Raw genomic sequence first — 25,123 nt, 5'->3', positions numbered from 1 at the left:
TTACTTTATATCAAATTTATCGTTAATAATCTTATTTTCAACTGCATTAATTAAGGAGTCAGCAAAATTATCAGTTAGTATTTTACTTGCCATACCAAGCTTTCTTTTAATCCATGGCTGTTTAGCACAAAGATATTGAAATTTAATATTATCACCAAATTTAGCTTTCATAGTACTATACATATCGCCAAGGTCATCAATTAAACCATAATCAAGAGCTGTTCGTCCTGCCCAGAATTCGCCATTAAATAAAATATCGTCTTGTTGAGTTAATTTACCGACTCTTCTTGTTTTTACATAATCAACAAAATGCTCATAAACTTGCTTTTGTAGATCTTTAATAATTTTTACATCCTCTTTGTTAATAGGTTTGAAAGGATCTAAAACTGCTTTATTTTTCCCCTCTGTATAAACTCTTCTTTCTATTCCAAGCTTATTAATTGCTTCATGAAAGCCAAAGCCGCTTGAGACTACACCAATACTACCTATAATCGAGCTATGCAAAGCATATATTTGATCACCAGCACAAGCTAGCCAATAACCACCTGAGGCGGCCATATCTTCTATAAAGCTATAAATTTTGATTTTATGCTCTTTAGCAAGCGTGCGGATACGTTTTGCAATAAGTTCCGATTGTACAGGCGATCCACCTGGGGAGTTGATAATAAGGCACAAAGCTTTTAGCTTTTTTATTTTAAAAGCTTTTTCTATTAGCTCATTTAGTGACTCTAAAGTAAGCCCTGACTGCACAGTACTAACTTTACCTATAACACCGTTTAAACGTAAAACGGCAACTACTTCTTTAGAATCACCAAAGATCGAAGCAAATAATTGCTCTAATTTACTTATCTGAGGCTTAGCTATTATTGGTTCAAACTCTGCATTCGCAATAGTTGATTTATTTACTTCGTTCATTATCTTGCTCATTGTTATCTTTTGGTGCTTCTTCAGCAGGTGCTTCTAAAGGATTTATTAGATCTTTTACTGTTCCTTTTTTTATAGGCTGCAAAGGCTTTGCTGGTTTATTCAAAGATTGCCCATTATAGCTATTTTTAGGTTCTGGATAATTTCCTGGTATAGCAGATAAAATAGTTTCTCTAATTTTTTCATCATACCAATTAGTGTTACCAATAAAACTAGTTACTATTTTACCATTTGGATCTATTAATATGCTTGTAGGTAAACTAATTACTCCTAAAGCCTTAAATAGCTGATTTCTATAATCTTGATAAATTGGTAAATATCTTATCTGGTAACTTTTATAATACTCTATAATAACTTTTACGTCTTGATAATCTTCTGAAACTGGAATCACTGAAAAAGGCAACTTTCTAAAATCTTTCTGTAATGTATCAAGATCGGGCATCTCTTTTACACAATTAGCACTCCAAGTAGCCCAAAATACTAATAATATAGTTTTTCCCTCGAACTGATCAAGAGAATATTGATTTTTTTCTTCATCAAAAAAAATTATATCATCAGGAACATTTGAGCCATTCTTAGGATTTGCATAAATTTTAGGAGTAAAAACTATTATTAATAATAAAAATACTGTAATGGTCAAAAAATATTTATTATAATTACTTAAACCCATAAAATAATTTATTATTGTAATGAAAAAATTTGATTTCGTTGTACTTTTACTTTTATGCACTATGTTATGTAGCTGCGGCATAAAAAAACCTTTAGAACCACCGACTGATGACAATGACGTCATTGCGAGGAAATTACAAAGTAATTGTACGCACGCAATCTCAGGAATTTAGTATTGTTTCATGAGATTGCCAAGCTCCTTGCAGTTGCGTAGCTCATGACAGATATCAATATCTCTTCAATGTCGTACCTTTGTAATACTAAGTCAAAACAAAATGATTTCAGATGTTGTTGAGGCTCAATCAAAGCGGGATTAATCTCACCACATTCATTGCTGCATATATTTTTATTAGATAAATCTAAACGTGTGTCTAATGTTTTAAGATCTGGATGTTCTACTCTTATATTAACACTTTTTAAATTACCAGCAGATTTATAAGGTAACATACTGACAAAGTAATATTCCCCTTTATTATTAGTAGTAGCAGTGCCGCTACCAGTAAAGCTAGAATCTTTTTTACCGGTAAATCTTCTTTTATCAACATGTGTTTTTAAAGGTTCATAAGGATATTTACCACCGCTACCTGCTTGCCATAAATAAACTTTAGCATCTGCAACTGGTACACAATTCTGATCTAGTACTATTCCTTTTATTATGATTTTTTCACCATAAAATCTAGATATCTGCCCTGTCTTACGTAATAAATTATTGGTAGACTCAAAAACTTTTGGTTCATAATCATTAAATATATTTCTTGTAATTTTACAACGATTAAGCTTATTAGGATAGCCTTTGGAAGCAGCAAATATATTTAATGTCCAGAAACATAAAAAACAAAATATAAATTTTTTCACTTTTCACCACTTTATTTTTTGTTATTTTTTGTCATTGCAAGGAGAGGCAACGCATCGACGCGGCAATCTTAGGAATTTTATATTTCTTTCATGAGATTGCATCAAAGCTACGCTCCTCGCAATGACGACTCCCGATCTATACTATAATCAAGTTAAAACAATTATTCATATTAATCAAATTATTTTTATTCTCATTTGATTATTAAATAATTGATTGTTATAGTAAATTTAATTGTAATACTAATATTATTAATATGCAAAAACTTCTATCTTTAATAATTGTAGCTTTAGTACTTTATAATATAGCAAAGTTAAAAATCTCTTCTGATGATAATAATGCTACGATTATAGAACAAGCAAGTGTAAATAACTCAGCTAATAACGAAAATCAAGTTAGTATTAATAACGAGCCTCCTGTCTCTCTAAATGGCAATTTATTTGAACGAACAATTTCCAAAATAGTAATTAATGCTCTTAAAACTGAGGAAGGTAAAGCATTCTTCGAAAATATTTTACAGCCATTAAATAAACCTATAGATACTAAAGATTATACCATTCCTGTACATAAAGACTTAATAACCTCTCTATTTAAAATTAATACAATTGGTACTGGGAACGTTGGTCCTGCCTCTTGTGGTCATGTAGTTACAGTATTTTATCAAATATCGGATATGAGTAATAATTTAATCTCAGAAGATACTAAAACTTTTACTATAGGTTCGGGTGCTGTAATGCTTGGTCTTGATAACGTAATAGTAGGAATGAATGTAGGGCAAGCAAGAGAAGCTATTATTCCTGCTAAATATGCTGCTAGTGTTGGTGCTAATAATGATAATGCCGATAGTGCATATAGAGTTAATGTAATGCTCAAATCTATATTGCCACAAAATTTTATTAACAGTAATGAAGTTAAAATTTATGATAATGAAATAGCTTATCGTATTCCTTTATTATGTAATGAAAAGATAACTTTTAATGCTAAAATTACTCGCCTTGCAAATGGCGAAGTGTTATATGACTCAAAAGCTAAAGGGCAAAAAGTCGATATGAAAATTGGTGATATTACCTATCCTCTAATTTTTTCTTATGCTTTGCAAGGTAAAGTACCAGTTGGTACTCGAACTGTTATTGCTAAAGGACAGACTTTTAAGGCATTAGGGTCTAATATAAATAAGATAATTTCACAAGAATCACTACCTTTAAATGAATATCTAATGCTTGAAATTAATGATTTTAAATAATAAATATGAAACAACGTAAAATATCTGATATTAAGAAACAAAAAAATTATATTTTATTATCTGTGCTTGTCATTATGATAATTATTGTATATCTTATAGCTTTAATAAAATTTGCAGGGTGAATTTTATAATTATTAAAGATATGAGATTTAATTGATATGTGAGAATATTAAAAATTTTATAAACAAAAATTTGTTTTAAACTTTATTTAAGCTGGGAGTTTAATATGCAAACGAATCAAAAAAATAAAAATATTATTATATTGGCAAGTTTAATATTTTTATTAATAGTAGGGATAAGTCTTTTTATTTTAGCAAATAAAAATTCTAACAATAATAATGATGAGATATTAGAAATAAAAATAGTTATAAAGGATCATAAATTTGTTCCAGACATAGTAGAAGTGCCAAAATCTACTAAAATAAGGCTAGTTATTCATAATGAAGATGATACTGTAGAAGAATTTGAAAGTCATGATTTACATCGGGAAAAAATCGTGATGCCACATGATTCTATAAAAATTATACTTGCTCCTTTAAAGCCGGGAAAATATGATTTTTTTGGAGATTTTCACCAAGATACAGCACAAGGGTTTTTAATTGTTAAGGATTAAGTAAAAATATGTTTAAAATTGCTTTAATAGTATTTCGTGAATGTTTGGAAATATCTTTGTTAGTTGGTATAATACTAGCCGTAACAAAGCATATAGAAAAATCACGTATTTATATTATTGCTGGTGGAGTGCTTGGGGTAGTATCCGCTTCAATTTTTGCCTTTTTTACTCGTAAGTTATCTTTATCTTTCGGCGGCATGGGGGATGAATTATTTGACTCCGGAATTATGATATTGATCACTATTTTACTTAGCTGGACAATAATATGGATGCAAGGCTATGGAACGAAAGTTAAACAACATATAAACAATATTTCAACAAAAATTCATGAAGGTAATTCCAGCTATTTAATGTTGGTTTTTTTAGTCGCTAGCACTATATTGCGAGAAGGTGCAGAAATTATTATTTTGGTATATAGTATTTCTTCAGTTGAAACTATAACAAGTAGTAACTATATACAGGGCTTAATCATAGGTGCTACAAGCGGCTTTCTACTTGGTCTAATAATATATTTTGGTTTAATTAAAATAGCTAATCAAAAATATATTTTTAAAATTTCTACTATATTATTAATGTTGATCGCAGGTGGTTTTGCAGCGAGTGCGGCAGGAATTTTAACCTCATCTGGTTTAGTTATGTTCTTATCTGATCAAGTTTGGGATAGCTCTTGGTTAGTAGCAGATAGAAGTATGATCGGCAAAATTTTACATATTGTTACTGGTTATATTGCAAGACCTAATGGTTTACAAGTGCTTGCTTACTTTACCACTATATTATTAATAAATATTTTCATACAAGTGCGACTAAGATACTCTAAAAATATCTTAGCACCATTACCAAAAGAAAATACACAACAAATAAGTTAAGAAATATCAAAATATGTTTAAACTTTTATCAGAAATTGGTCCAGTAGTAGCATTCTTCGCAGGATTTTTTTATGGTGGCGGCATACAGAGTGCTACCCTCTATATGCTTATTACTTCTGTTATTTGTATTACCCTTTGTTATATTATAGATAAAAAAGTGTCAAAGCTTTCCATTATTTCTACAGCTGTATTACTTGTTTCAGGTATTATAACTTTAATTAGTGGTGATTCGATGTATATAAAAATCAAACCGACTATATTATATGTTATTTTTGGAATAATTTTCCTTACAAGCGGTATTAAGAAAAATCCTTTTATTAAATATGCTTTAGAAAGTATAATCCGCCTCAAAGAAGAAAGTTGGATTACTTTAAGCTACAGAACAGCAACTTTTTTCTTTTTCATGGCTATAGTTAACGAAATAGTTTGGCGTAATTTCCCAGATGAAACATGGGTTAAGTTTAAAGTATTCGGCGTAGTGCCGATTACTTTTGTATTCATTTTACTTCAATTGCCTCTACTATTGAAAAATAAGTTACCCGATAGTAAAATATAGTTATATATACCGCAAATACTTCAAAAGTTGGTAAGTCAAATAAGCGGTGAGTCTGCGGAACGTAGATAAACTACGTGAGCAAAGACGAATCCCGAAATTTGGCTCGCCAAATCTTGAAGTATTAAAGGTATACTTGTCTACCAACTTTTCATTTATTAATAATACTATATTAAGAATTTTAGTTTTCATAACTCTAGTCTTTAATCTTTCAGGTTGTTTACCGGCTATTTTTACCGCAGCAACTACTACTGGTATTGTTGCTTCAAAAGATCAGCCAATATCTGGAACATTAAATGATTCAAGAATTTCAGCCGGTATTAAAGCTGGTCTAGTAAAAAATAATTTTAAAGAATTAGGGGCTAAAATCAAAGTTGAGGTGTCTGAAGGTAGAGTGCTGTTAACAGGAAATATTCAGAAAGAGGAAGATGCGTTGAAAGCAGTAGAAATTGCTTGGAATCAAAAAGGCGTAACTGAAGTAATTAATGAGTTAAAAGTAAGTAAAAATAGTAATCACTTTGACTTAGCACAATATACTAGAGATAGTATGATAACAGCACAGATTAAAGCTAAGAATCTCGTCAGAAAGGACATTAAATTTGCTAATTATACTGTTTTAACAGTAGATAATGTGGTTTATTTATTTGGAGTTGCAAGGTCAGAAGAAGAGCTAGAAAACTTTGCTGATCTTGCCTCAAAAATAAAAGGTGTTGAAAAAGTTGTGTGTTATGCTAAAATAGCAGATAATTTTAATAGTAACACTGAGGGTGATGAATCATAAATTTGTTTTACTAATTTTATTAATCTTTTATTGTTTTTTTTTAAGTGGTTGTAATAATTCAAAAAAGCTACCATGTTCTCGTAAGCATTCACATAAGGAACTATCAAAAGACGATCCCCATAATTTAGTTTATAAAGGGCATTATAAGGTTGGTAACCAATATAAAATAAAGGGCAAAACTTATAAACCTCATGCTCCAAAAAGCTTTACTGAAACAGGTTATGCTTCTTGGTATGGTGGAGGTGGAGACAAATTCCATGGTAAAAAAACTGCTAATGGGGATATTTTTAATAAAAATTTATTAACTGCTGCTCACAAAACTCTTCCTCTTCCATGTTTAGTTAAAGTAACTAACAAAGCTAATAATAAATCAGTGATTTTAATGGTTAATGATCGTGGACCTTATAAACCAAATCGTATAATAGACGTATCTGCAAAAGCAGCAGAGGTTTTAGCTTTTAAAAAGCAAGGTTTAGCTAAAGTAAAAATAGAATATTTACATGCTGAAACAGAAAAATTTTTAAAGAATATTAATATAAAAAAACCACAAACTAAGACTCTTGCTAAAAGCCCTAAAAAACCTTCTTCTACTAAGTTAGCAAACAATAAATGTAGTATCAATTGTCATATAAAACTGGTTAATTTAAAATATAAGCTAGCCGTAAATTAGATTATTTGTTGCGTGGCAGCAAATCATAAACCAAAATAAATTCAGCATAAAAAAATAGTAAAGTGCAAAGGTTAGCCAAATTAATTAGTAATGCAGGAGTTTGTTCTAGGCGAGATGCCGAAAAGCTAATTCTTGATGGACAAGTGAAAGTAGACGGGGTAATAGTTACGTCACCTGCTACAAATGTTGATATCGATAATCAAATTGAGGTATCAGGTTCATTAATTACTTCTTCTCAAAAATCAAGGCTATGGATTTACTACAAGCCTGTTGGTTTAATTACTACTCATAAAGATCCACTATCTCGTAAAACTGTATTTGAACAATTAACTGGGTTACCGCGTGTAATTTCGATAGGTAGGTTAGATTTAAATAGCGAGGGTTTATTACTACTAACCAATAATGGTGATTTAGCTCGGCAGTTTGAACTACCTTCAAGTAAGTTAAAACGAGTATATCATGTTAGAGCTTATGGAAATCCTGATCTTCTACTAAAAAGTAATTATAAAAATTTAGAAATTGACGGAATATTTTATAATCCACAATCAATAAAGTTGCTTAGGAAAAATTCCACTAACTCATGGCTTGAAGTTATTTTGTTTGAGGGCAAAAATCGGGAAATTAGAAGAATATTCGAGCATTTTGGATTAAAAGTTAATAAGTTAATTAGAACTGAGTATGGTGATTTTAAACTTGATAATCTTAAGCCGAATGAATACCGAGAAGTAACTAAAAAATTATATAAGTGTTAAAAATAATATTAGGTAAATTTCAAAATCAGAAAATACCTATTGCTAAAAATATTAAATATCGTCCCTCTACTGGTAAACTTAAGGAAGCAATATTTAGCATATTAACTTCCGGTAAGTTTATAGGTAATAAATTATTCAATGAAAATATTAAAGTACTAGATTTATTTGCTGGTAGCGGTAGCCTAGCTTTCGAAAGTTTATCAAGAGGAGCAGGCTTTGCTACTTTAATTGATATTGATCTATATTCATTAAAAATAGCAGAAGAATTTGCTAAGACCTTAAATATTCAGGATAAAGTTAATTTCGTTAATATTAATGCCTTAAATCTGCCGAAAGCAAATACGGTTTTTGATCTTATCTTCGTTGACCCCCCTTATCATAACAAAATAGTGCCGAAAGTAATGAAGCTGCTTATAAAGAATAACTGGCTCAATACAAACGCTATAATAGTGGTTGAAATGTCTAAAACAGATGATTACGTTTTAGACGAAAATATCGAAATTATACGTGAGAAACTATATGGCAATACTAAATTATTGGTTTTGAAGTATAATTGTCATATAGTTGATTGACTAATTTTGCTTCATCTCTATATGTCATTCCTGCGGAAGCAGGAATCCAGGAAAAAGTCTGTCATACTGCGGCTTGACCGCGGTATCTCAGGCACATTCTATAGCACAAGATCCCGCGATCAAGTCGCGGGATGACAGAGAAAAATGATCCACGCAACAAAGCCTCCGCGGAAATGACATATAGAGTATTTTTTGATTAACGAGCGACATTCCTTAATCTATCCTATCTCAAATAGTTAATAAATTATTGACGAGTTAGGAATTTTTAATTAAGTTAGTAACATGAAAGAAAAAGATAATTTATCAAGAACTTTATGGGATGATTTTAATAAACTTAAAATCAATAATACAAAATATATTCCCGCTAGAATCAAATAAGCAAGAAGATATTATTAAATATATTGTAGAGCAAATAACAAGCATTGGTTTAATCCAAAAAAATAGCGATTATTCGGGATTAGATGATGAAATTGAGGAAATTAATCAGGCAATTATAGACTACTGTAAATATAAAAAAATTACTAAAGAAGAACAAAAAAATATATATACGCAAACTGCAGAATTAATAAAAAATGGAATTCTAAAAAATATAAAACAAAATACTAAATTAGAACCAAGTACTGAATTAGAAAAAGAATATTTAAATAGATTAGATCAAGCTACTTCACCTGATGAAAAGAAAGTCATAATTAGTCAATACAAACTAGAAATTGAAGCTTTTAATAAGCAAATAGCTCAGAATTTACAAAAGAAGCAAGATGATTTAAGAGATAATAAAGAAATAACTAATGTTGAAGAACATAAATTAGTAAAAGAAGGAATAGTAACAAAAGAAAAAATAGAGCCTTATTTAAGCAATTATGAATTGCTTAATTTATTAGCCGAAAACAGCAGTTTAACGAATGAAGAAAATACTCCTCTGGTAAAAAGATTATTTGAAATAGCTAGAAATTTTTATTCTAATCCATCACAAGGGTTAAAAGAGTTGATGGAGTTACCATACCAAAAGGCAAGTAGTTTATTAGGAGATAATATTTTAGAATTGCTTGACAACAAACAAATTAGCTTTGTAGATATAAATTATATAGAAAGCAAAGAATTACATAGAATAAATCAGATAGAAATAAAAGCTCATTTTAAGCTTTTAGAATGTATTATTGCAGGTGGCTGCCCTTTAAGTTTACAAAAACTTATTGAAGACGATAAAATAGATAATTTTAATAGAAATGAATTAGAGCTAGTAGCTGCATTTTTTGAAAAAGATACTGATGCTTTAAATAAATCTCAAGAAACAAAATTATCTAATGAGGTAAGTAAACTATTATTAAATTTAAATGAAGAACTTGCCTATGATTTAGATGATCTAATACCTTTTATAAATGTACAAAATGTAGCAGAAGAACTTGTTGTAGCGGCTGCATGCTATGAAAATATAAATATAATAAAAAAATTAAAAGAAGCCAAAATTAACCCTTCTTCTAAAGCTTTAATTAAGTCTTTAGAATTCAATTTTGATAATATAGAAATATTTGAATATTTATTAGGTTTTGAGGGGTTAAATGTTAATGAACTAGGTGAAGACGACGAGACTCTTTTAGAAGCATCTATTAAAGAGAGAGAGCTTGAAATAGCTAAACTCCTACTTACACATCCAAATATTGAAGTTAATGGAAAAGATCAACATGGTAATACTCCTCTACATCAGGCTATTACTAATAGCTTAATCGAAATAGTTGAAATACTAGTTTCTCATAAAGATATTAAAATTAATAAAAAGGATCAGAATGGTAATACTCCTTTAGTGTGTGCGGTTAGTAGCAATAAATATCAAGTAGTTGAAGCATTACTTTCTCATCCAGATATTGATTTAAGTACAAAAAATCAGAATGGAAGTACTCTTTTAGAGTTAGCTGTTATTTGTGCTGAAGCTGAAATAGTCGAAATGCTACTTCCTTATCCGAATATTAATGTTAATGAAAAAGACCAAGAAAATAGAACATTTTTACATCGAGCTATCAATAATGACAAACTTGAAATAGTTGAAAAGTTACTCTCCCATAACGATGTTAAACTTAATGCAAAAGATCAATGGGGAAATACTCCTTTAATGTTGGCTATTAAAGGTAATAAAGTTGAGATAGTTAAGAAATTAATTTTTCATCCGAATATGAATATCAATGAGGAAAAAGAATGTTTATATCAAGCTGTCAATAGTAATAATCCTGAAATAGTTAAAATAGTACTTTCTCATCTAGATGTTAATAAAGAAAATCAAAATAATTATTCGCTTTTAAATTTTGCTATTATTAAACTGGAAATATTTGAACTTTTAATTTCTCATAACTGCATTGATATTAATCAAAAAGATCAATATGGTAACAATATTTTAAATAGTATAATTTTTTATGATAAATCTGAATTAGTAGAAAGTTTACTTTCCTATAAAAATATTAAAATTAATGACAAAAACAGTTCTGGTAATACTGTTTTTCATTCAGCGATTAATCTTGGTAAAACATTTATAGTGAAAAAACTGCTTTCTTTTTCAGAGGTTAATATTAATGAACAGGATAACGCCAGAAATACCCCATTAAATCAAGCCATTTGGTTGGATAAAAAAGAAATAGTAGAGCTATTACTTTCACATCCAGATATTAAAGTAAATGAAAAAGATGGATGGGATAAAACTCCTTTAGAGCAGGCTATTAGTCATGGTAAAACTGAAATAGTAGAGCTTTTGCTTTCACATAAAGATATTAACGTTAAAGAAAAAAATCAGCTGGGAGAAACTCTTTTAGAGAAAGCTATCGATAGTGGTAAATCTAAAATAGTTAAATTATTACTTTCTCATCCAGATATTAAAGTTAATGAAAAAGACAAATGGAATCGAGCTCCTTTAGAAAAGGCTATCAGAGAGGGTAAAACTGAACTAGTAAAGCTTTTGCTTTCTCACCCGGATATTAAAGTAAATGAAAAAAATAGTACTGGCAATACTCTCTTAGAGTGTGCTATTTGGTGGAAAGAAACTGAAATAGCTGAAATTTTACGTTTACATGAAGCTAAGCTTACTGAAAAAGTGCAAAATGATTCTGTGCCGATTTCTAATATAGAACTAGATACATCTGTTTTAGGAGGATTAGAAGAAGATCAAGAAAGTTATGGCTTGTAATATTTTTTTTATAAGAAAATTATGTAATTAATAGTATCTTTTTTAAGTGCTAAATAAACTAAAGATTTTCTTGAAATTATATAATATTTTATATATGTTATCATTCTATTTGAGGTAATACTATAAAGATGTTATAATATGATTATGTCATTTGCCTGCCGAGTATTATCGCATAGCTTCTATGTCATTCTTAGCAACGACGGGAATGACATATAAGGTCACCTACACCTGAATAAAATATAACACTTTTTTAAAACTGTCCGGTACTATAGGGTCAAGCCACGGGGTGACATTAGCTGAGCTAATTCACGTAACAGCACTTTTAAACGATATCCCTTAATTTACTCAACACAAATTATTGACAAATTAATAATTATTTATTAAAATACATCAAAAATTTTAATAAAGTATTAACATGAAAGCAAAAGTTAACTTATTACCAGCTAAAGAACTTTATTCTATAATTGAAGGAAATAATGTCCTGTTAATTTTGATTTCAGTATTGGCCACCAGTCTTTTAAAACTGCTTGAGATCTTATTGCTTTTAACCATTCTTGCGTTTCTTTTAGTTTTCTTGCAAAGCTACTCTTTATAGTCTTATGACCCATTATAAAGTATCCTTGCCTACTTTTCCCGCAATAATGGGTAAAACCCAGAAAGTTAAATGTCTCTAATTTCTCTTTATTTTTACTGGCGAGTTGCCAAGGACGTCTACCAAACTTAACAATCCTTGTTTTCTCTTCTGATATAGCTAATCCAAAACTTTTTAATCTATCATGTAGTAGGCTTAAAAATTCTTCCGCATCCTTCTGACTTTCGCAACACACCACAAAATCATCACAATATCTGATTAGTTCAACATAGCCTTTAGCTTTTGGTTTAACAACTTTCCCAAACCATAAATCTAAAACATAATGTAAATAGATATTTGCAAGAATTGGGCTTGCCACTGAGCCTTGCGATGTACCTTGATCGCTGGTACTAACAACACCATCCTTGATTACTCCTGCTTTTAAAAGCCTTCTTATTAGCCATATAAAATTCTTGTCTAATATTCTCTCTTCTAAACACCTTTGCAACCAGTAATGATTTATGTTATCGTAAAATTTTCTAATATCAACTTCTACAACATAGTTAATTGGCTTTTTCATTACTACTGTATCTAACGCTTTTATTGCTGCATGACAGCTTAAGTTAGGCCTGAATCCATAAGAGCACTCTAGAAAATCTTGTTCATATATTGCTTCTAATAACTTCTTAACTACTAGCTGCACTAATTTATCTTCAACTGTCGGAATGCCAAGCCCTCGCTTTTCTTTACTATTAGCTTTAGGTATTTCTACCCGTCGTACAGCATTGGCTCTATAGCTTTTATCCTTCAGTCTATGTAGCAGATTGTCTATATTCTCTTCAAGATTCTTGCCATATTCTTCAACTGTTACTTCATCTATGCCACAAGCTCTATTTTTCTTTAGCTCCTTGTAACATTCAATAAGATTTTCCTTATTTACATGATGCACTAATGCCGTAAATTTTAGTCTCTTATCTTCCTTAGCTTTCGCAGATATAAGTTTAAGTTTACTTTCCATTCTACTCTCTAACCTCCGTGTATTAGTGAATTAAGCGTACTTAAACTAACGCTATATTGCTGACCACTTCCCCATGTACATGGCTTTCCCATGCTCAAAGTACTATTAGTCAGTCCGACTTCCATTGTATCTTCCTTTAATCCTTGCTCTTGACAACTTGTTTCAAAGTACTCACTTACGTAAGAATACAATGGATCTCCTAGATTTAGATAAATTCCATCTTGTATCGTGTCGTGGCCTGAGACTCCGGTAGAGCAATAGTTGCTTGCCTTATCGCAACTACACATTCTGCTTTCCATGTGATACAACATGTCAACCTCTACAATATTGTACATTTCGGAGCTTATATCCTTCACTTGCGTTACAACCCGATACATCCCGCCTCTCAGCTTCACATAATTCGTTACCTCCTTACATGTGAGATTTGGTTCTACGCTGCTGGCTAAACTTTACGTAGATTGGATTCTCACCAACTGTAATTTATCCACTTCGCCTAGCACCCAAATCAAATTACTTCTATTGAAGAAAAAAAAGCTTTAATTAATGAGTATAAAACCTCTCTTCAAGATCTTAACAAACAAAACTTTCAAAACTTACAAAAACAGCAAAGTAATTTAAGAGGAAGAAAAGAGGTAACTAATGTTGAAGAACATAAATTAGTAAAAGAAGGAATAGTGACAAAAGAAGAAATAGAACCTTATTTAAGTAATTATGACTTACTATGCACCTTAGCAGAGCATAGTCATATGACTGATGATGATGGAGTTTCTTTGGTAAAAAAGCTATTTGAAGCAGCTCGTAATTTTTATCCTGATAAGCCTTTACAAGGATTGAAAGATTTAATGGATATACCAGACGAAAAATCAGTGGATTTATTAAAAGATAATATTTTAAAACTGCTTAGTGACAAACAAATTAGCTTTATTGATATAAACTACATAGAAAGCAGAGAATTATATAAAATAAATGAGATAGATATAAAATCTAATTTTAAACTTATAGAATGCGTTATTGCAGGTATCTGTCCTTTAACTTTAAGAAAACTTATTGAGCTTGGCAAAATAGATAATTTTGATAAAAAAGAGTTAGAACTAATAGCTGCATTCTTTGAAAAAGATACCAAAAATTTAAGTAACTATCAAGGAATTAAAATATCTAATGAATTAACTAAGATATTATTGGGATTGCATGAAAGTCAAGATAGTACAATATATGAACTCATAGAATTTATATTAGATGATCTTATACAATTTATAAACGTTACAGAGTTAGGAAAAGAGATTTTTCCTATAGCTACATTTTTTGATAAAAATGATATCATACGAACATTAATGGAAGAAAAAATAGATTTCTATTCTAGATCTGTAGATAATAAAGTAATAGTTAATTTTGATGAAGACATATTCAGATATCTAATAAATCTTGAAGAGTTTGATATTAACGCAGAAGATGAAAATGGTAATACACTTTTACATGCAGCTATTGATCAGGGAAAAACTGAGGTAGTTAAATTCCTAACTTCTTATAAAAATCTTGAAGTTAATACAAAAGATTTAGGAGGAAATTCTCCTTTACATCTAGCTATTAAGAGTAGTAACCCTGAGATAGTTGAAATGTTACTTTCCTGTGAAAATATTAATGTCAATGAAAAAGATAAATATGGAGATACTCCTTTACATAAAGCTATACGTAGTTACAACCATAAGATAATTGAAATGCTACTTCTTTGTGAAGAGATTGATGTAAATGAAAAAGATAACCAAGGAGAGACTCCTTTACATGGAGCGGTTAAGAGTAATAGACCTGAGATAGTTAAAATGCTACTTCTTCGTAAAGAAACTGATGTAAATGAAAAAGATAACCAAGGAAAGACTCCTTTACATAAAGCCGTTGATAACGATAAGCCTGAGATAGTTAAAGTGCTACTTTCTCGTGAAGATATTAAAATTAATGAATTAAACAAAGGTAAAGAAACCGCTTTATTGATAGCTTTTTCTAATGAAAAAACTAATATAGTTAAAATGCTACTTTCTCATAAAAACATGGATACTAAGCAAAAAGAAATATTTAGTTTTCTAGAAATTTCTAGAGAAGATGAAGCTAAAACTCCTATAAATGATGGAGTATCAATTTTAGGAGCATCAGAAGCAGAAAGTTACGGTGAATCACTACATAATAAGGATGCTTCTTCTTACAGCTTATAATTAAATTCAACTGCATTAACCCAATCTTTATAATACGAATGAATACAGGATAAGGTTTTTTAAAATCTTATCCTATACTAGCGTTTATAAATTCTTAAATTGAAATTATTTTCTTAATTGACTATATTATTTTTACTTGATGAGAAATAACATGACCAAAGAGAAAAAGCACTATATTTGTTCTAATTGTGGGAATACTAGCCCTAAATGGTCGGGGCAGTGCTTTGATTGTGGGGTATGGGGTAGTATTGTTGAAGAAAAAGTAATTTCAAATAAGAATATTGCCAAAATAGGAAGTAAACAAGATTTCGAACAATTATCTAGTAATGTAACTGATCAGGTGCGTATTTCTACGCCAATTGGTGAGTTAGATAGGGTCCTAGGCGGCGGTTTAGTACTCGGTTCAGCTATATTAATAGGCGGCGATCCTGGTATTGGAAAATCTACCTTATTGTTGCAGCTAGTTGCCGGCAGTTTTGCTTCAAAAGTAAAATGTTTATATATAACAGGTGAAGAGTCGCTTGATCAGATAAAGCTAAGAGCTTTAAGACTAGATTTAGTTAATGATAAAACAAATATTTTAGCTGCTAATAATTTAGAAGATATTATAGCAAGCCTTGAGGCGAATAAAGGTAATATCGATTTAGTGGTTATCGACTCTATTCAAACAATTGCAACACGGGAACTATCTTCCCCTCCTGGTACTGTTTCCCAAATTCGTACATGTGCTCATGAGTTTGTTAATTATGCCAAGCAAAATAATATCATTATTCTACTTAGCTGTCACGTAACCAAAGATGGGCAGTTAGCAGGTCCTAAATTGCTTGAGCATTTAGTTGATACTGTACTATATTTCGAGGGTGATCATAATAACCATTTCCGTATTTTACGCTCTTATAAAAACCGTTTTGGCGGAGTTGGGGAAATAGGTGTGTTTGAGATGAGCAGTAGCGGGCTTATCGAGGTCACTAACCCATCCGAGTTATTTTTGATGAAGCGAGAGCAAAATGTGATAGGTACAGCAATTTTTGCTGGAATCGAAGGTTCAAGACCACTACTTATGGAAGTGCAAGCTTTAATAGTGCCGTCAAATATGGTAACGCCTAGACGCTCTGCTGTCGGCTGGGACGTTAACAGGTTATCAATGATACTTGCGGTATTAAGTAGCAGAATAGGACTAAATCTTGCCAATTATGAAGTATATTTAAGTATTGCAGGCGGACTTAAAATAAACGAACCTGCATCAGATTTAGCGGTAGCAGCTAGCCTTATTTCCGCAGCTACAAATAAGCCTCTACCGGAGCATAGCGTATTTTTTGGTGAAATAAGCCTATCGGGTGAAATAAGAAAAACTGCCAAAGCCGAAGCAAGAATAAAAGAGGCTTTAAAGCTTGGATTTAATAATATTATTTGTTCCAGGTCAGAAAATTTAACTCATGATTTTATATCTTCAATAGCTCACTTAAAGGATTTGAAATTATTGTTAGGTAGTTCTTAAAATGTTAAATCTGTCATTATGCTTAAAGGTTGTTATATGTATCAGTCTTAACCATTTTTACCCCATGACGGCATTGCTTGCGTGGATCATTTTCCCCTATCACATCGTGGCTTGCTAACTAGGTCTATGAGTTTTGTAAATGAATCTAATAAAAAAATTTTTAATAATATCTATAATTCTAATTCCAACTTTGGTACTAGCAAATACTTATCGGCAGATAAATTATAAAATAACCCCTTTAAATGATCGTCCTGTTTCCGCTATCAAGGTTGAAACGGAAATAATAGGCGATATCGACGGTGAAGTTATTTTAGATTTACCATATGCTTGGGCTAGTGCTTCTTACTATCAGCAAATCAAAAATGTTAAGCTAGAATATCCGATCGGGAAATTAAAATTTAGAAATCAAAACTCTAATGAAGCTATTTTTAATATAGGAAAAATCAATATTATTCGTTTAAGCTATGAAATATACCAAAAAACCGGTAACCCTTCAAAAGTTCATGAGACTATAATTAGACAAAATTTAATCCATTCACCCGGTTGGGGACTTTTTGCTACTCCTAGAGATCTAAAGAAAGAGGATATAGTAGAATATAATGTTGAGTGGAATAATATTCCCGAAGCTTGGCAGGCTATATCCGATTATGGTCTTGGTAAAAATATCAAGTTTAAAGCTACGCCAATTGGGCTATATGATGCTATTTATGCGGCAGGAGATTTACGTATTTATAAAATAGTTAATAAAAAAAATCCTGTTTATCTTTCTTTGCATGGTCAGTTCGATTTGAAAGACCAAGAAATAGCTTCTTATACAAATAAAATTATTAAAGGTCAGCGAGCATTTTTTCATGATAATGATTTTCCATATTATTTAATAAGTTTAGTTGAGGGCGATCAACCAATGCATATGGGCGGCACAGCCTTAACTCATAGTTTTACCGCTTTTATTCCACAAGGTTTGAATAAGCAGGATTATACGACTTTACTTGCTCATGAGCATTTGCATAATTGGATAGGTAAGAAAATACGTAATACTTCAGATTTAAATTATTGGTGGAGCGAAGGATTTACTGATTATTATTCTAGAGTTTTGGCTTTGCGTTCTGGAGTTATAACTGTGGAAGAATTTGTAGAAGAATTTAACCAATTTTTTAAGGATTATTATTTATCACCAGTAATAAATGAACCTAATAGCAAAATTGAAGAAGATTCTTGGAGAAATTACGCCGTAAGTAAATTGCCTTATTATCGTGGATTTATTTTTGCACTTTATCTAAATAACCTTATAAAAGAGAATAGTAAAAGTAAATCGTTAGATAATGTTATGCTTGATTTATTTAAAACAGCAAAGCAAAAAGAATTTTCTACAGATTATTTTAAACAGATCACTAAAAATTATATTCCAAAAGGAATAGATAAAGAAATAAACGAATATATAGAGCAAGGTAATACTATAGATTTAAGTGATGTAGCTAAAATATTACCGATTGAGAAAACAAAAATGGGGGCGTATGATCGTGGTTTTGATAGAGATGCTTTATTAAATAATAATATGATAAAAAATATTGATGAAAACAGTAATGCTTATAAATCGGGTTTACAAAATGGTGATGTAGTGATAAATTATGACTTTCCTAAATGGGGTGCTCCTGATCAGATCGTTACAATCAAAACTGCTAGAGGTGAATTTAAATATAGACCCGAAAGCCCAAACAAAAAGGACATATACAGGTTCAAACCTGATTTATCTAAAGAAGATAAGCTGAAAATCAAAAATTTTTTTAACAGTTAATACTCCTTTCTATCGATTCTAACGAATTTTTAATAGTACCAGATAGTTTTTATTAGGTTTTCAAATCGTCATTGCGAGCGAATGAAATGAGCGTGGCAATCCAGGAAAAATAATTAAAAATACTAATTTTATTAGTATTTTTAACTGGATCCCGTGAATAAATCACGGAGATGACAGGGGAAAATGATTCACGCAGGCAAAGCCTATGTGGGAATGACATATAAGGTCACCTATATTTGAATAAAATATAACATTTTTTTAATAACTATCTGGTACTATACGGATTTTTACCTAATCGTTAACTCTTGAGATAAAATTCTAATTTCTCATTCTATCAATTAGAATTATCTATCCCCTTTACTCCGGTAGTTGTAGCTTTATCAAGCTGAGTATTTTTAATTTCTGCCTCAGTAAAGTCAGCATTAGTTAAGTTACTACCAGTGAAATTAGCTTGATCAATTTTAGCCGATTTAAATATACTATCCGTTAATGTAGAGTTTGAAAAGTCTGTTTTACTAACTATTGCATTAGAAAAATCTGCTTTTTCTATAATAGAACTTTTAATTGCTGTATTTGCTAAATTAGCATTTTTAAAAATAGCACCAGAAAAGTTAACTGCGTTAAATATTAAATTACTTAAGTCAAAATTTGCTAAATTCATATTTGTTAAATTAGTAGTTTTTGGTAAATCCTTTACTGAAGTAATTAATATATTTGATGGAAATTTACTAAAATCTTCACTATTTAAAATGATATTGCTTGCAAAGTTGGTATTAACAAAAGTCGAATTTATATAGTGGCTGTTATTTATTTGCGAATTATAAAAAGAAGAATTGTTAAATGTAGTATTCGTTAAATTAGATCCTATTAAAGCTATCTGATTTAAATTTCCTGAAGTAATTTTTACATCCGAAAAATTTACATTTTGCATTAATGTTTTAGAAAAATTTACATTACTAAACTGACTATTGCTTATATTCGAGTTTGATAATTCACTATTATTTAAGTCGGTATTAATTACTGTGAACTGCTTAACATCATTATTGCTAAAGATATTATTAGTCCAACTTAAATTGTTGAAAGTAATATTTACCCCAGCCATTTTATTAAATCTTGCAAAATTAGCGTTACTATTTTTTATCGATAAATTATTAAACTTAATATCATTTAGGCTTACATTATTTAATAAGCTAGTATCTACTTTAAACTGAGTTAAAGTAGAGCCGCTAATTACACTACTTTGTAAATCACATTTAACTATACTGATATTTTGCAGGGTTGAACCTTGAAAAGTAGTATAAGAAAAAATAGAGTTATTAGACTGTACATTGTTAAAATTTATCTCATTAAATATACTTTGTGTAAAATTAGAATCCTTAATTATTACGGCAGTTAATTTCGCTCTACTTAAGTCACTAGATTCAAAATAATTATTAGTAAAATTAGTATTATTTATGATACTCCCCTCTAAATCTGCACCATAAAATATTGAATTTTCTATATTAGTATTTTTAAAACTATTGCTTTTAAGAACGGCTTTTTGAAAATTAACCCCATCAAGAGTATTGTTATTCCATAATATATTTTCAAGCTTAGCATTTTCAAAATTTACATTTTTAATAGTAGTTTTACTAAAAGCAGTATTACTAAAATTTGCCTGAACAAAATTTATATCTTGCAGAGTAATATTATCAAAAATAGAGCCTTGGAAATCAGAGTTATATCCTGAAACATTTTGTATTGTCCCATTTGCAAAATTACTTTCTTGTATGATAGCATTTGTTAAGATAGCTTTTTGTAAATTAGCTCCAGTAAAATCAGCACGTAATATTTCGCATGAAGTTAAATCTACCTCTGATAAATCTTCGTCTATTAATTTTACTCCAATTAGTTTTAATCCTCTTAGATTTGAGCCAAATTGTCCTTTAAGGTTAACTTTAAGGTTTTTAGCATTTTGTGATATTATGTAATTCCTAATCACAGTACTTTGGCTATCAGTTAATAAACCATTCGCATCACGTGTAGGTTCAGAGCAGTTAGTTAAGAATAGCGAAAAAGTAAATACTAGAAGTAGGTTAGGCGTTTGCTTCTTCATATTCCTCCTCGTTTATTCTGCCTGTCGGAGGTATATGCAAGCTTAATAGTTTTAATTTACGATGCAATGCTGATCGCTCCATACCAACAAATGAAGATGTTTTCGAGATATTATTATTAAAACGACTCATTTGTGCTGATAGATATTGGCGTTCAAAAACTTCTCTAGCTTCTCTAAGGGGCATAGATAGCATATCAAAGCTATCTTCAAGTTTAGTTAGATTAACGCTGTTTGCTAGAATCTCTGAAGGTATCATATAGGGTTTAATGATTTCATTATTTCCTGAAGTGATAGGATTCATAATTAAAGTCCACTCAACAACGTTGCGTAACTGTCTAATATTACCTGGCCACTCGTAAGATTGTAATGCAGCAATAGTTTCATCGGCAAAAATACGTTCCTTTAAACCTGAAAATTTTGAAAGTTGTTTAACGAAATATTTGACTAGCAGTGGTATATCTTCTTTTCTCTCAAATAATGATGGTACTTTTAATGACGATACATTTAGGCGATAATATAAATCTTCTAAAAACCTACCGTTATTAACCTCTTCCTGAATATTTTTAGAAGTACCAGTGATGATTTTTATGTCAACTTTGACAATTTTCCCACAAGGTTTTTTTATGGTATGATCTTTTAAAAATTTTAATAATTTTATTTGAATTGGAACTGGGATATTACTAACTTCGTCTATATATAAAGTGCCGTTATTAGCAAATTCTAAAATAGTAGGTCGTTTGTTACTGTTATTATTGCTTTCTTGTTTTTCTGCTTCCCCAAATAACTCTTGATTGATTTTTTCTAAAGTCATGCATGTAGGACTGAAAATAATGAATGGATTATTAACTCTCTTTGATTTTTTATGAATTAACCTTGCTGTTAACTCTTTACCACTACCTACTTTACCATGAATCATAATACGGCTACTGGAGCTTGCCGCTTTGTCTATTTCTGCTTTATATTTTAAAGTAATAGTGGAGTTGCCTACTAGCTCAGTCTTATCTATAACTTTTGATTTTAAATCTATATTCTCACGTTTTAGCTTTGTAACTTCACAAGCTCTTTTGAGTAAAATAACTAGCTTATCATTATTAAAAGGTTTTTCTATATAGTCGTAAGCTCCCATTTTTATAGCATTTACTGCTGTCTCTATTGTACCATGACCACTAATAATTATTACTGGCATTAAAGGGTAGCGTTTTTTAATCACCTCTAAGATACCAAGACCATCCATCTCACTTCCTTGAAGCCAAATATCAAGTATCACTGCAGATACTGGCTTTTCAGCAAGTATTTTAAGAGCTTGCGTACTATTAGCTGCAACTTTAGGATTAAAACCCTCATCCTTTAAAATTGCAGCAATGATATTCCGTATATCTTCTTCATCGTCTACTATTAAAACATCTATCAGTGACATTATGACTTACCATAAAATGTTGACATAAATATATACGTTAATGCCGAATCTAAAAGAAAGCAACATTTTTTTATAACATTTTTGTCACAATGTTTATGGATAGTTTAATATTTAGGTAAAATATGACAATTTGTTAGGTTATTATAAGATGTCATCCCGTGGCTTGTCCACGGGATCTCAGGACACAGAATATGATATAAGTTCCCGTGATCAAGTCACGGGATGACAGGAGTTGCGTAATGAGAATCTTCAACAAATAATATTTATGATCTTTTTAGGAACAAGGATAATTTTTTTAGGTTCTTTGCTTTCTAAAAATTTTTGAACTTTCGGTAAGTTAATAACAATTTGCTTTATTTCATCTTCACTTGCGGATGTATTAAACTCATAAGTATCACGAAGTTTGCCGTTAACCTGAACTGCTATAACATATGTGTCTAGCTCTAGCATCGATTCATCAAAAGTAGAAAATGCCGCATTATATAAAAATGTTTTGTGACCAAGCTTTTGCCAAATTTCTTCTGTAATATGTGGAATGAAAGGATTTAATAGCTGAATTAGTACATTAAAGCCGTGTTTTGCGTTCTGCACGTCAATTTCTTCTTTATTTATCTCGCTCGATATAGCATTAAAAAGTTCACGCATACGTGCTATTGCTCTATTTAAAGCAAAATGTTTTATATCCTCAGCAACATATTTAATGGTGAAATGGATTAACCTCTTTAATTCTTTATTAGTATTGTCATTATCTGAAAGCTTTATTATCGCTTCTTGCATTTGTTCAAGCTTATTGATGAAACGTGCACTTCCTTCAATACCGCTTGCTGACCATTCTAAATCTTTTTCCGGTGGGCTGTCAGATAATACAAAAAATCTTATTGCATCTGCACCATATTGTTGTTGCATAGTTTCAAGATCAATGAGGTTCTTTTTGGATTTACTCATTTTCTCGATGCGACCTTGTGTAACCAAACCACCATTATCTTTATGGAAAAATTCATTACCTTTTTTAATTACTTCCTCAGGATATAGCCAATTATTATGCTCGTCTTTATAAGTAGCGTGCAGCACCATACCTTGCGTGAATAACCCTTTAAAAGGTTCACGGACGCTAACATAATTCTGCTCGTTCATTACTTTGGTAAAAAACCTTGCATATAATAAATGCATTACCGCATGTTCAATTCCGCCAATATATTTATCAACCGGCAACCAATAATCGCAAGCTTTTTTATCGGTCATTTCTAGAGCCTGGCTATTACAATATCTTGTGAAATACCAAGAAGATTCGAAAAACGTATCAAAAGTATCAGTTTCACGAATAGCAGGCTTGCTACATTTCGGGCAGTTAACATGCTTCCAAGTTGGGTGATTGTCTAAAGGGTTGCCTTGACCATCAAATTTCACGTCATCAGGTAGCGTAACCGGTAAATCCGAGTCAGGTACAGGTACTAAACCGCAAGACTCACAGTGGATTATAGGGATAGGGCAGCCCCAAAAACGTTGTCTTGAAATTCCCCAATCTTTCAGTCGATAATTTATTGTGCGTTTGCCTATGCCTAATTTCTCAAATTCTTCTATGACTTTTTGCTTAGCTTCATTAGTAGATAAGCCATTTAGAAAACCAGAATTAATAATTATCCCATCTTCAGTATAGGCGGTTTTCTGCACATCAATATCCGCTTCAATTACCTGCTTTATAGGTAAGTTCATTTTAACAGCTAACTCATGGTCACGCTGATCATGAGCAGGGCAGCCAAAAACTGCACCTGTGCCGTAATCCATCAACACGAAATTAGTAATAACAACAGGTATAGTTATATTTGAGTCAAAAGGATGAACAACGTAAAGACCGGTAAATATTCCCTCTTTCTCAGCTTTGTCAAGTTCAGCAGAGCCAGTTATATTTGAACATTTAGCTATGAAATTTTCTATTTCAGGAGTTTTAGAAACTAATTTTTCTATTATTGGATGGTTAAAAGCAATACCTACAAAGCTAGCTCCAAAGATAGTTTCAGGCTTAGTTGAGAAAACCTCTATAGCATCTTCATTATCTTTAATTTTGAAACGAAAGTTAGCACCTATTGATTTGCCGATCCATTTTTCTTGCATAGAGCGAACTGCTTCAGACCATTCCGTTAAATTTGGAATTTCATTTAATAGCTCTTCAGCGTAATTCGTGATTTTTAAAAACCATTGCTTTAAATAACGCTTTTCAACTATCGCACCTGAACGCCAACCACGCCCATCAACAACCTGTTCGTTTGCAAGTACAGTATTATCAACCGGATCCCAGTTAACAAGAGATTCTTTTTGATAAGCAAGATTTCTTTCGTAAAGCTCTAAGAAGAATTTTTGCTCATGTTTATAATAATCAGGGTCGCAACTATTTATCTCTCTAGACCAATCATAAGAAAAGCCCATCGATTTCAGCTGCTTTTTCATATTCTCGATATTTGAATAAGTCCACTCTTTTGGATGAGAGTTGTTTTTTATTGCAGCATTTTCTGCTGGCAAGCCGAAAGAGTCCCAGCCCATAGGATGAAGTACGTTAAAGCCTTGCATAGTCATGAATCTAGCAACTACATCACCTATAGAATAATTACGTACGTGACCTACGTGAATTTTACCGGATGGATAAGGTAGCATCTCTAAAACGTAATATTTAGGTTTGCTGCTTTCATTTGGTACTTCAAAGGCTTTTTCTTCTTGCCAAATTTGTTGCCATTTTTGTTCGATATTCATGTTTTTTATTTCTTTTGGTATGTATGTCATTCTGTGTGGATCGAAAAACGCCTTGATGTCATACCGTAGCTTGGGAACTAGATCCAGAAAATAATAAAAAATACTAATTTTATTA

17 protein-coding genes and 2 pseudogenes are annotated in these 25,123 nt (G+C 30.8%); 12 read left to right on the top strand and 7 right to left on the bottom strand.

The window, feature by feature from the left end; all coding sequences use genetic code 11:
- The 3 genes and pseudogenes from AAHF54_RS01615 to AAHF54_RS01605 all read right to left on the bottom strand — a co-directional run bounded on the left by AAHF54_RS01615 (window position 1) and on the right by AAHF54_RS01605 (window position 2,448).
- Entirely contained in the window at window positions 1-915 is a 915-nt protein-coding gene (locus AAHF54_RS01615) for a S49 family peptidase (protein ID WP_341789266.1), read from the bottom strand.
- Window positions 899-1,594, bottom strand: a complete 696-nt coding sequence (locus AAHF54_RS01610; RefSeq protein WP_342170250.1) for a TlpA disulfide reductase family protein — start codon at window positions 1,592-1,594, stop codon at window positions 899-901. Before AAHF54_RS01610 ends, AAHF54_RS01615 begins: the two co-directional genes overlap by 17 nt.
- A gap of 226 nt (window positions 1,595-1,820) precedes the next feature.
- Window positions 1,821-2,448 (bottom strand): annotated as a pseudogene (locus AAHF54_RS01605) (dioxygenase).
- Window positions 2,449-2,702: 254 nt separating this feature from the next.
- On the opposite strand from AAHF54_RS01605, the gene AAHF54_RS01600 reads away from it, so the two are divergent.
- The 9 genes and pseudogenes from AAHF54_RS01600 to AAHF54_RS01560 all read left to right on the top strand — a co-directional run bounded on the left by AAHF54_RS01600 (window position 2,703) and on the right by AAHF54_RS01560 (window position 11,665).
- Entirely contained in the window at window positions 2,703-3,689 is a 987-nt protein-coding gene (locus tag AAHF54_RS01600) for an FKBP-type peptidyl-prolyl cis-trans isomerase (RefSeq protein WP_341788867.1), read from the top strand.
- Window positions 3,690-3,915: 226 nt separating this feature from the next.
- On the top strand, window positions 3,916-4,302 hold the full coding sequence (locus tag AAHF54_RS01595; protein ID WP_342170100.1) for a cupredoxin domain-containing protein: 387 nt from the start codon (window positions 3,916-3,918) through the stop codon (window positions 4,300-4,302).
- Window positions 4,303-4,310: 8 nt separating this feature from the next.
- Entirely contained in the window at window positions 4,311-5,168 is an 858-nt protein-coding gene (locus AAHF54_RS01590) for an FTR1 family protein (RefSeq protein ID WP_341794905.1), read from the top strand.
- Between the two features lie 13 nt (window positions 5,169-5,181).
- A complete protein-coding gene (locus AAHF54_RS01585; RefSeq protein ID WP_068041770.1) occupies window positions 5,182-5,724 on the top strand; it encodes a septation protein A in 543 nt (180 codons plus the stop codon).
- Between the two features lie 166 nt (window positions 5,725-5,890).
- A complete protein-coding gene (locus AAHF54_RS01580) occupies window positions 5,891-6,502 on the top strand; it encodes a BON domain-containing protein (RefSeq protein ID WP_341789264.1) in 612 nt (203 codons plus the stop codon).
- Between the two features lie 10 nt (window positions 6,503-6,512).
- Window positions 6,513-7,172: pseudogene (locus AAHF54_RS01575) on the top strand (septal ring lytic transglycosylase RlpA family protein); the annotation flags it as partial.
- A gap of 62 nt (window positions 7,173-7,234) precedes the next feature.
- Entirely contained in the window at window positions 7,235-7,924 is a 690-nt protein-coding gene (locus AAHF54_RS01570; RefSeq protein ID WP_341788865.1) for a pseudouridine synthase, read from the top strand.
- Window positions 7,918-8,496 (top strand): 16S rRNA (guanine(966)-N(2))-methyltransferase RsmD, encoded by a 579-nt coding sequence (gene rsmD / locus AAHF54_RS01565; protein ID WP_342170099.1) that lies wholly within the window; start codon window positions 7,918-7,920, stop codon window positions 8,494-8,496. Before AAHF54_RS01570 ends, rsmD begins: the two co-directional genes overlap by 7 nt.
- A 319-nt stretch (window positions 8,497-8,815) precedes the next feature.
- Window positions 8,816-11,665 carry an ankyrin repeat domain-containing protein gene (locus AAHF54_RS01560; RefSeq protein ID WP_341788864.1) on the top strand — a complete coding sequence of 950 codons (2,850 nt, stop codon included), beginning with the start codon at window positions 8,816-8,818 and terminating at the stop codon, window positions 11,663-11,665.
- A gap of 458 nt (window positions 11,666-12,123) precedes the next feature.
- Here AAHF54_RS01560 and ltrA read toward each other — a convergent pair whose 3' ends face one another.
- A complete protein-coding gene (ltrA, locus tag AAHF54_RS01555; RefSeq protein ID WP_341788863.1) occupies window positions 12,124-13,254 on the bottom strand; it encodes a group II intron reverse transcriptase/maturase in 1,131 nt (376 codons plus the stop codon).
- 674 nt (window positions 13,255-13,928) lie between these two features.
- On the opposite strand from ltrA, the gene AAHF54_RS01550 reads away from it, so the two are divergent.
- The 3 genes from AAHF54_RS01550 (at window position 13,929) to AAHF54_RS01540 (ending at window position 18,751) form a co-directional block, all read left to right on the top strand.
- Window positions 13,929-15,458 (top strand): ankyrin repeat domain-containing protein, encoded by a 1,530-nt coding sequence (locus AAHF54_RS01550; RefSeq protein ID WP_341788862.1) that lies wholly within the window; start codon window positions 13,929-13,931, stop codon window positions 15,456-15,458.
- 151 nt (window positions 15,459-15,609) lie between these two features.
- Window positions 15,610-16,956 (top strand): DNA repair protein RadA, encoded by a 1,347-nt coding sequence (radA, locus tag AAHF54_RS01545; RefSeq protein WP_341794855.1) that lies wholly within the window; start codon window positions 15,610-15,612, stop codon window positions 16,954-16,956.
- 139 nt (window positions 16,957-17,095) lie between these two features.
- Window positions 17,096-18,751 carry a M1 family aminopeptidase gene (locus tag AAHF54_RS01540; protein WP_341794854.1) on the top strand — a complete coding sequence of 552 codons (1,656 nt, stop codon included), beginning with the start codon at window positions 17,096-17,098 and terminating at the stop codon, window positions 18,749-18,751.
- 334 nt (window positions 18,752-19,085) lie between these two features.
- Here AAHF54_RS01540 and AAHF54_RS01535 read toward each other — a convergent pair whose 3' ends face one another.
- The 3 genes from AAHF54_RS01535 to leuS all read right to left on the bottom strand — a co-directional run bounded on the left by AAHF54_RS01535 (window position 19,086) and on the right by leuS (window position 25,008).
- A complete protein-coding gene (locus AAHF54_RS01535; RefSeq protein WP_341788859.1) occupies window positions 19,086-20,846 on the bottom strand; it encodes a pentapeptide repeat-containing protein in 1,761 nt (586 codons plus the stop codon).
- Window positions 20,827-22,263, bottom strand: a complete 1,437-nt coding sequence (locus AAHF54_RS01530) for a sigma-54 dependent transcriptional regulator (protein WP_341788858.1) — start codon at window positions 22,261-22,263, stop codon at window positions 20,827-20,829. The genes AAHF54_RS01535 and AAHF54_RS01530 overlap by 20 nt, the downstream gene beginning before the upstream one ends.
- A gap of 249 nt (window positions 22,264-22,512) precedes the next feature.
- Window positions 22,513-25,008, bottom strand: coding sequence for a leucine--tRNA ligase (gene leuS, locus AAHF54_RS01525; RefSeq protein ID WP_342170098.1), 2,496 nt, complete (start codon window positions 25,006-25,008; stop codon window positions 22,513-22,515).
- Window positions 25,009-25,123 lie beyond the last annotated feature (115 nt).

Origin of the sequence: Rickettsia endosymbiont of Seladonia tumulorum, assembly GCF_964030815.1 — a bacterium.
In the GTDB taxonomy this organism is placed as follows: domain Bacteria; phylum Pseudomonadota; class Alphaproteobacteria; order Rickettsiales; family Rickettsiaceae; genus Rickettsia.
This window is presented reverse-complemented; position numbering and strand designations above follow the sequence as displayed.

Coding starts and splice junctions, on each gene's coding strand:
- radA (WP_341794855.1), top strand. CDS start 15,610: ATGACCAAAGAGAAAAAGCACTATATTTGTTCTAATTGTGGGAATACT.
- AAHF54_RS01540 (WP_341794854.1), top strand. CDS start 17,096: ATGAATCTAATAAAAAAATTTTTAATAATATCTATAATTCTAATTCCA.
- AAHF54_RS01600 (WP_341788867.1), top strand. CDS start 2,703: ATGCAAAAACTTCTATCTTTAATAATTGTAGCTTTAGTACTTTATAAT.
- AAHF54_RS01615 (WP_341789266.1), bottom strand. CDS start 915: ATGAACGAAGTAAATAAATCAACTATTGCGAATGCAGAGTTTGAACCA.
- AAHF54_RS01530 (WP_341788858.1), bottom strand. CDS start 22,263: ATGTCACTGATAGATGTTTTAATAGTAGACGATGAAGAAGATATACGG.
- AAHF54_RS01560 (WP_341788864.1), top strand. CDS start 8,816: ATGATTTTAATAAACTTAAAATCAATAATACAAAATATATTCCCGCTA.
- AAHF54_RS01585 (WP_068041770.1), top strand. CDS start 5,182: ATGTTTAAACTTTTATCAGAAATTGGTCCAGTAGTAGCATTCTTCGCA.
- ltrA (WP_341788863.1), bottom strand. CDS start 13,254: ATGGAAAGTAAACTTAAACTTATATCTGCGAAAGCTAAGGAAGATAAG.
- leuS (WP_342170098.1), bottom strand. CDS start 25,008: ATGAATATCGAACAAAAATGGCAACAAATTTGGCAAGAAGAAAAAGCC.
- AAHF54_RS01535 (WP_341788859.1), bottom strand. CDS start 20,846: ATGAAGAAGCAAACGCCTAACCTACTTCTAGTATTTACTTTTTCGCTA.
- AAHF54_RS01610 (WP_342170250.1), bottom strand. CDS start 1,594: ATGGGTTTAAGTAATTATAATAAATATTTTTTGACCATTACAGTATTT.
- AAHF54_RS01590 (WP_341794905.1), top strand. CDS start 4,311: ATGTTTAAAATTGCTTTAATAGTATTTCGTGAATGTTTGGAAATATCT.
- AAHF54_RS01595 (WP_342170100.1), top strand. CDS start 3,916: ATGCAAACGAATCAAAAAAATAAAAATATTATTATATTGGCAAGTTTA.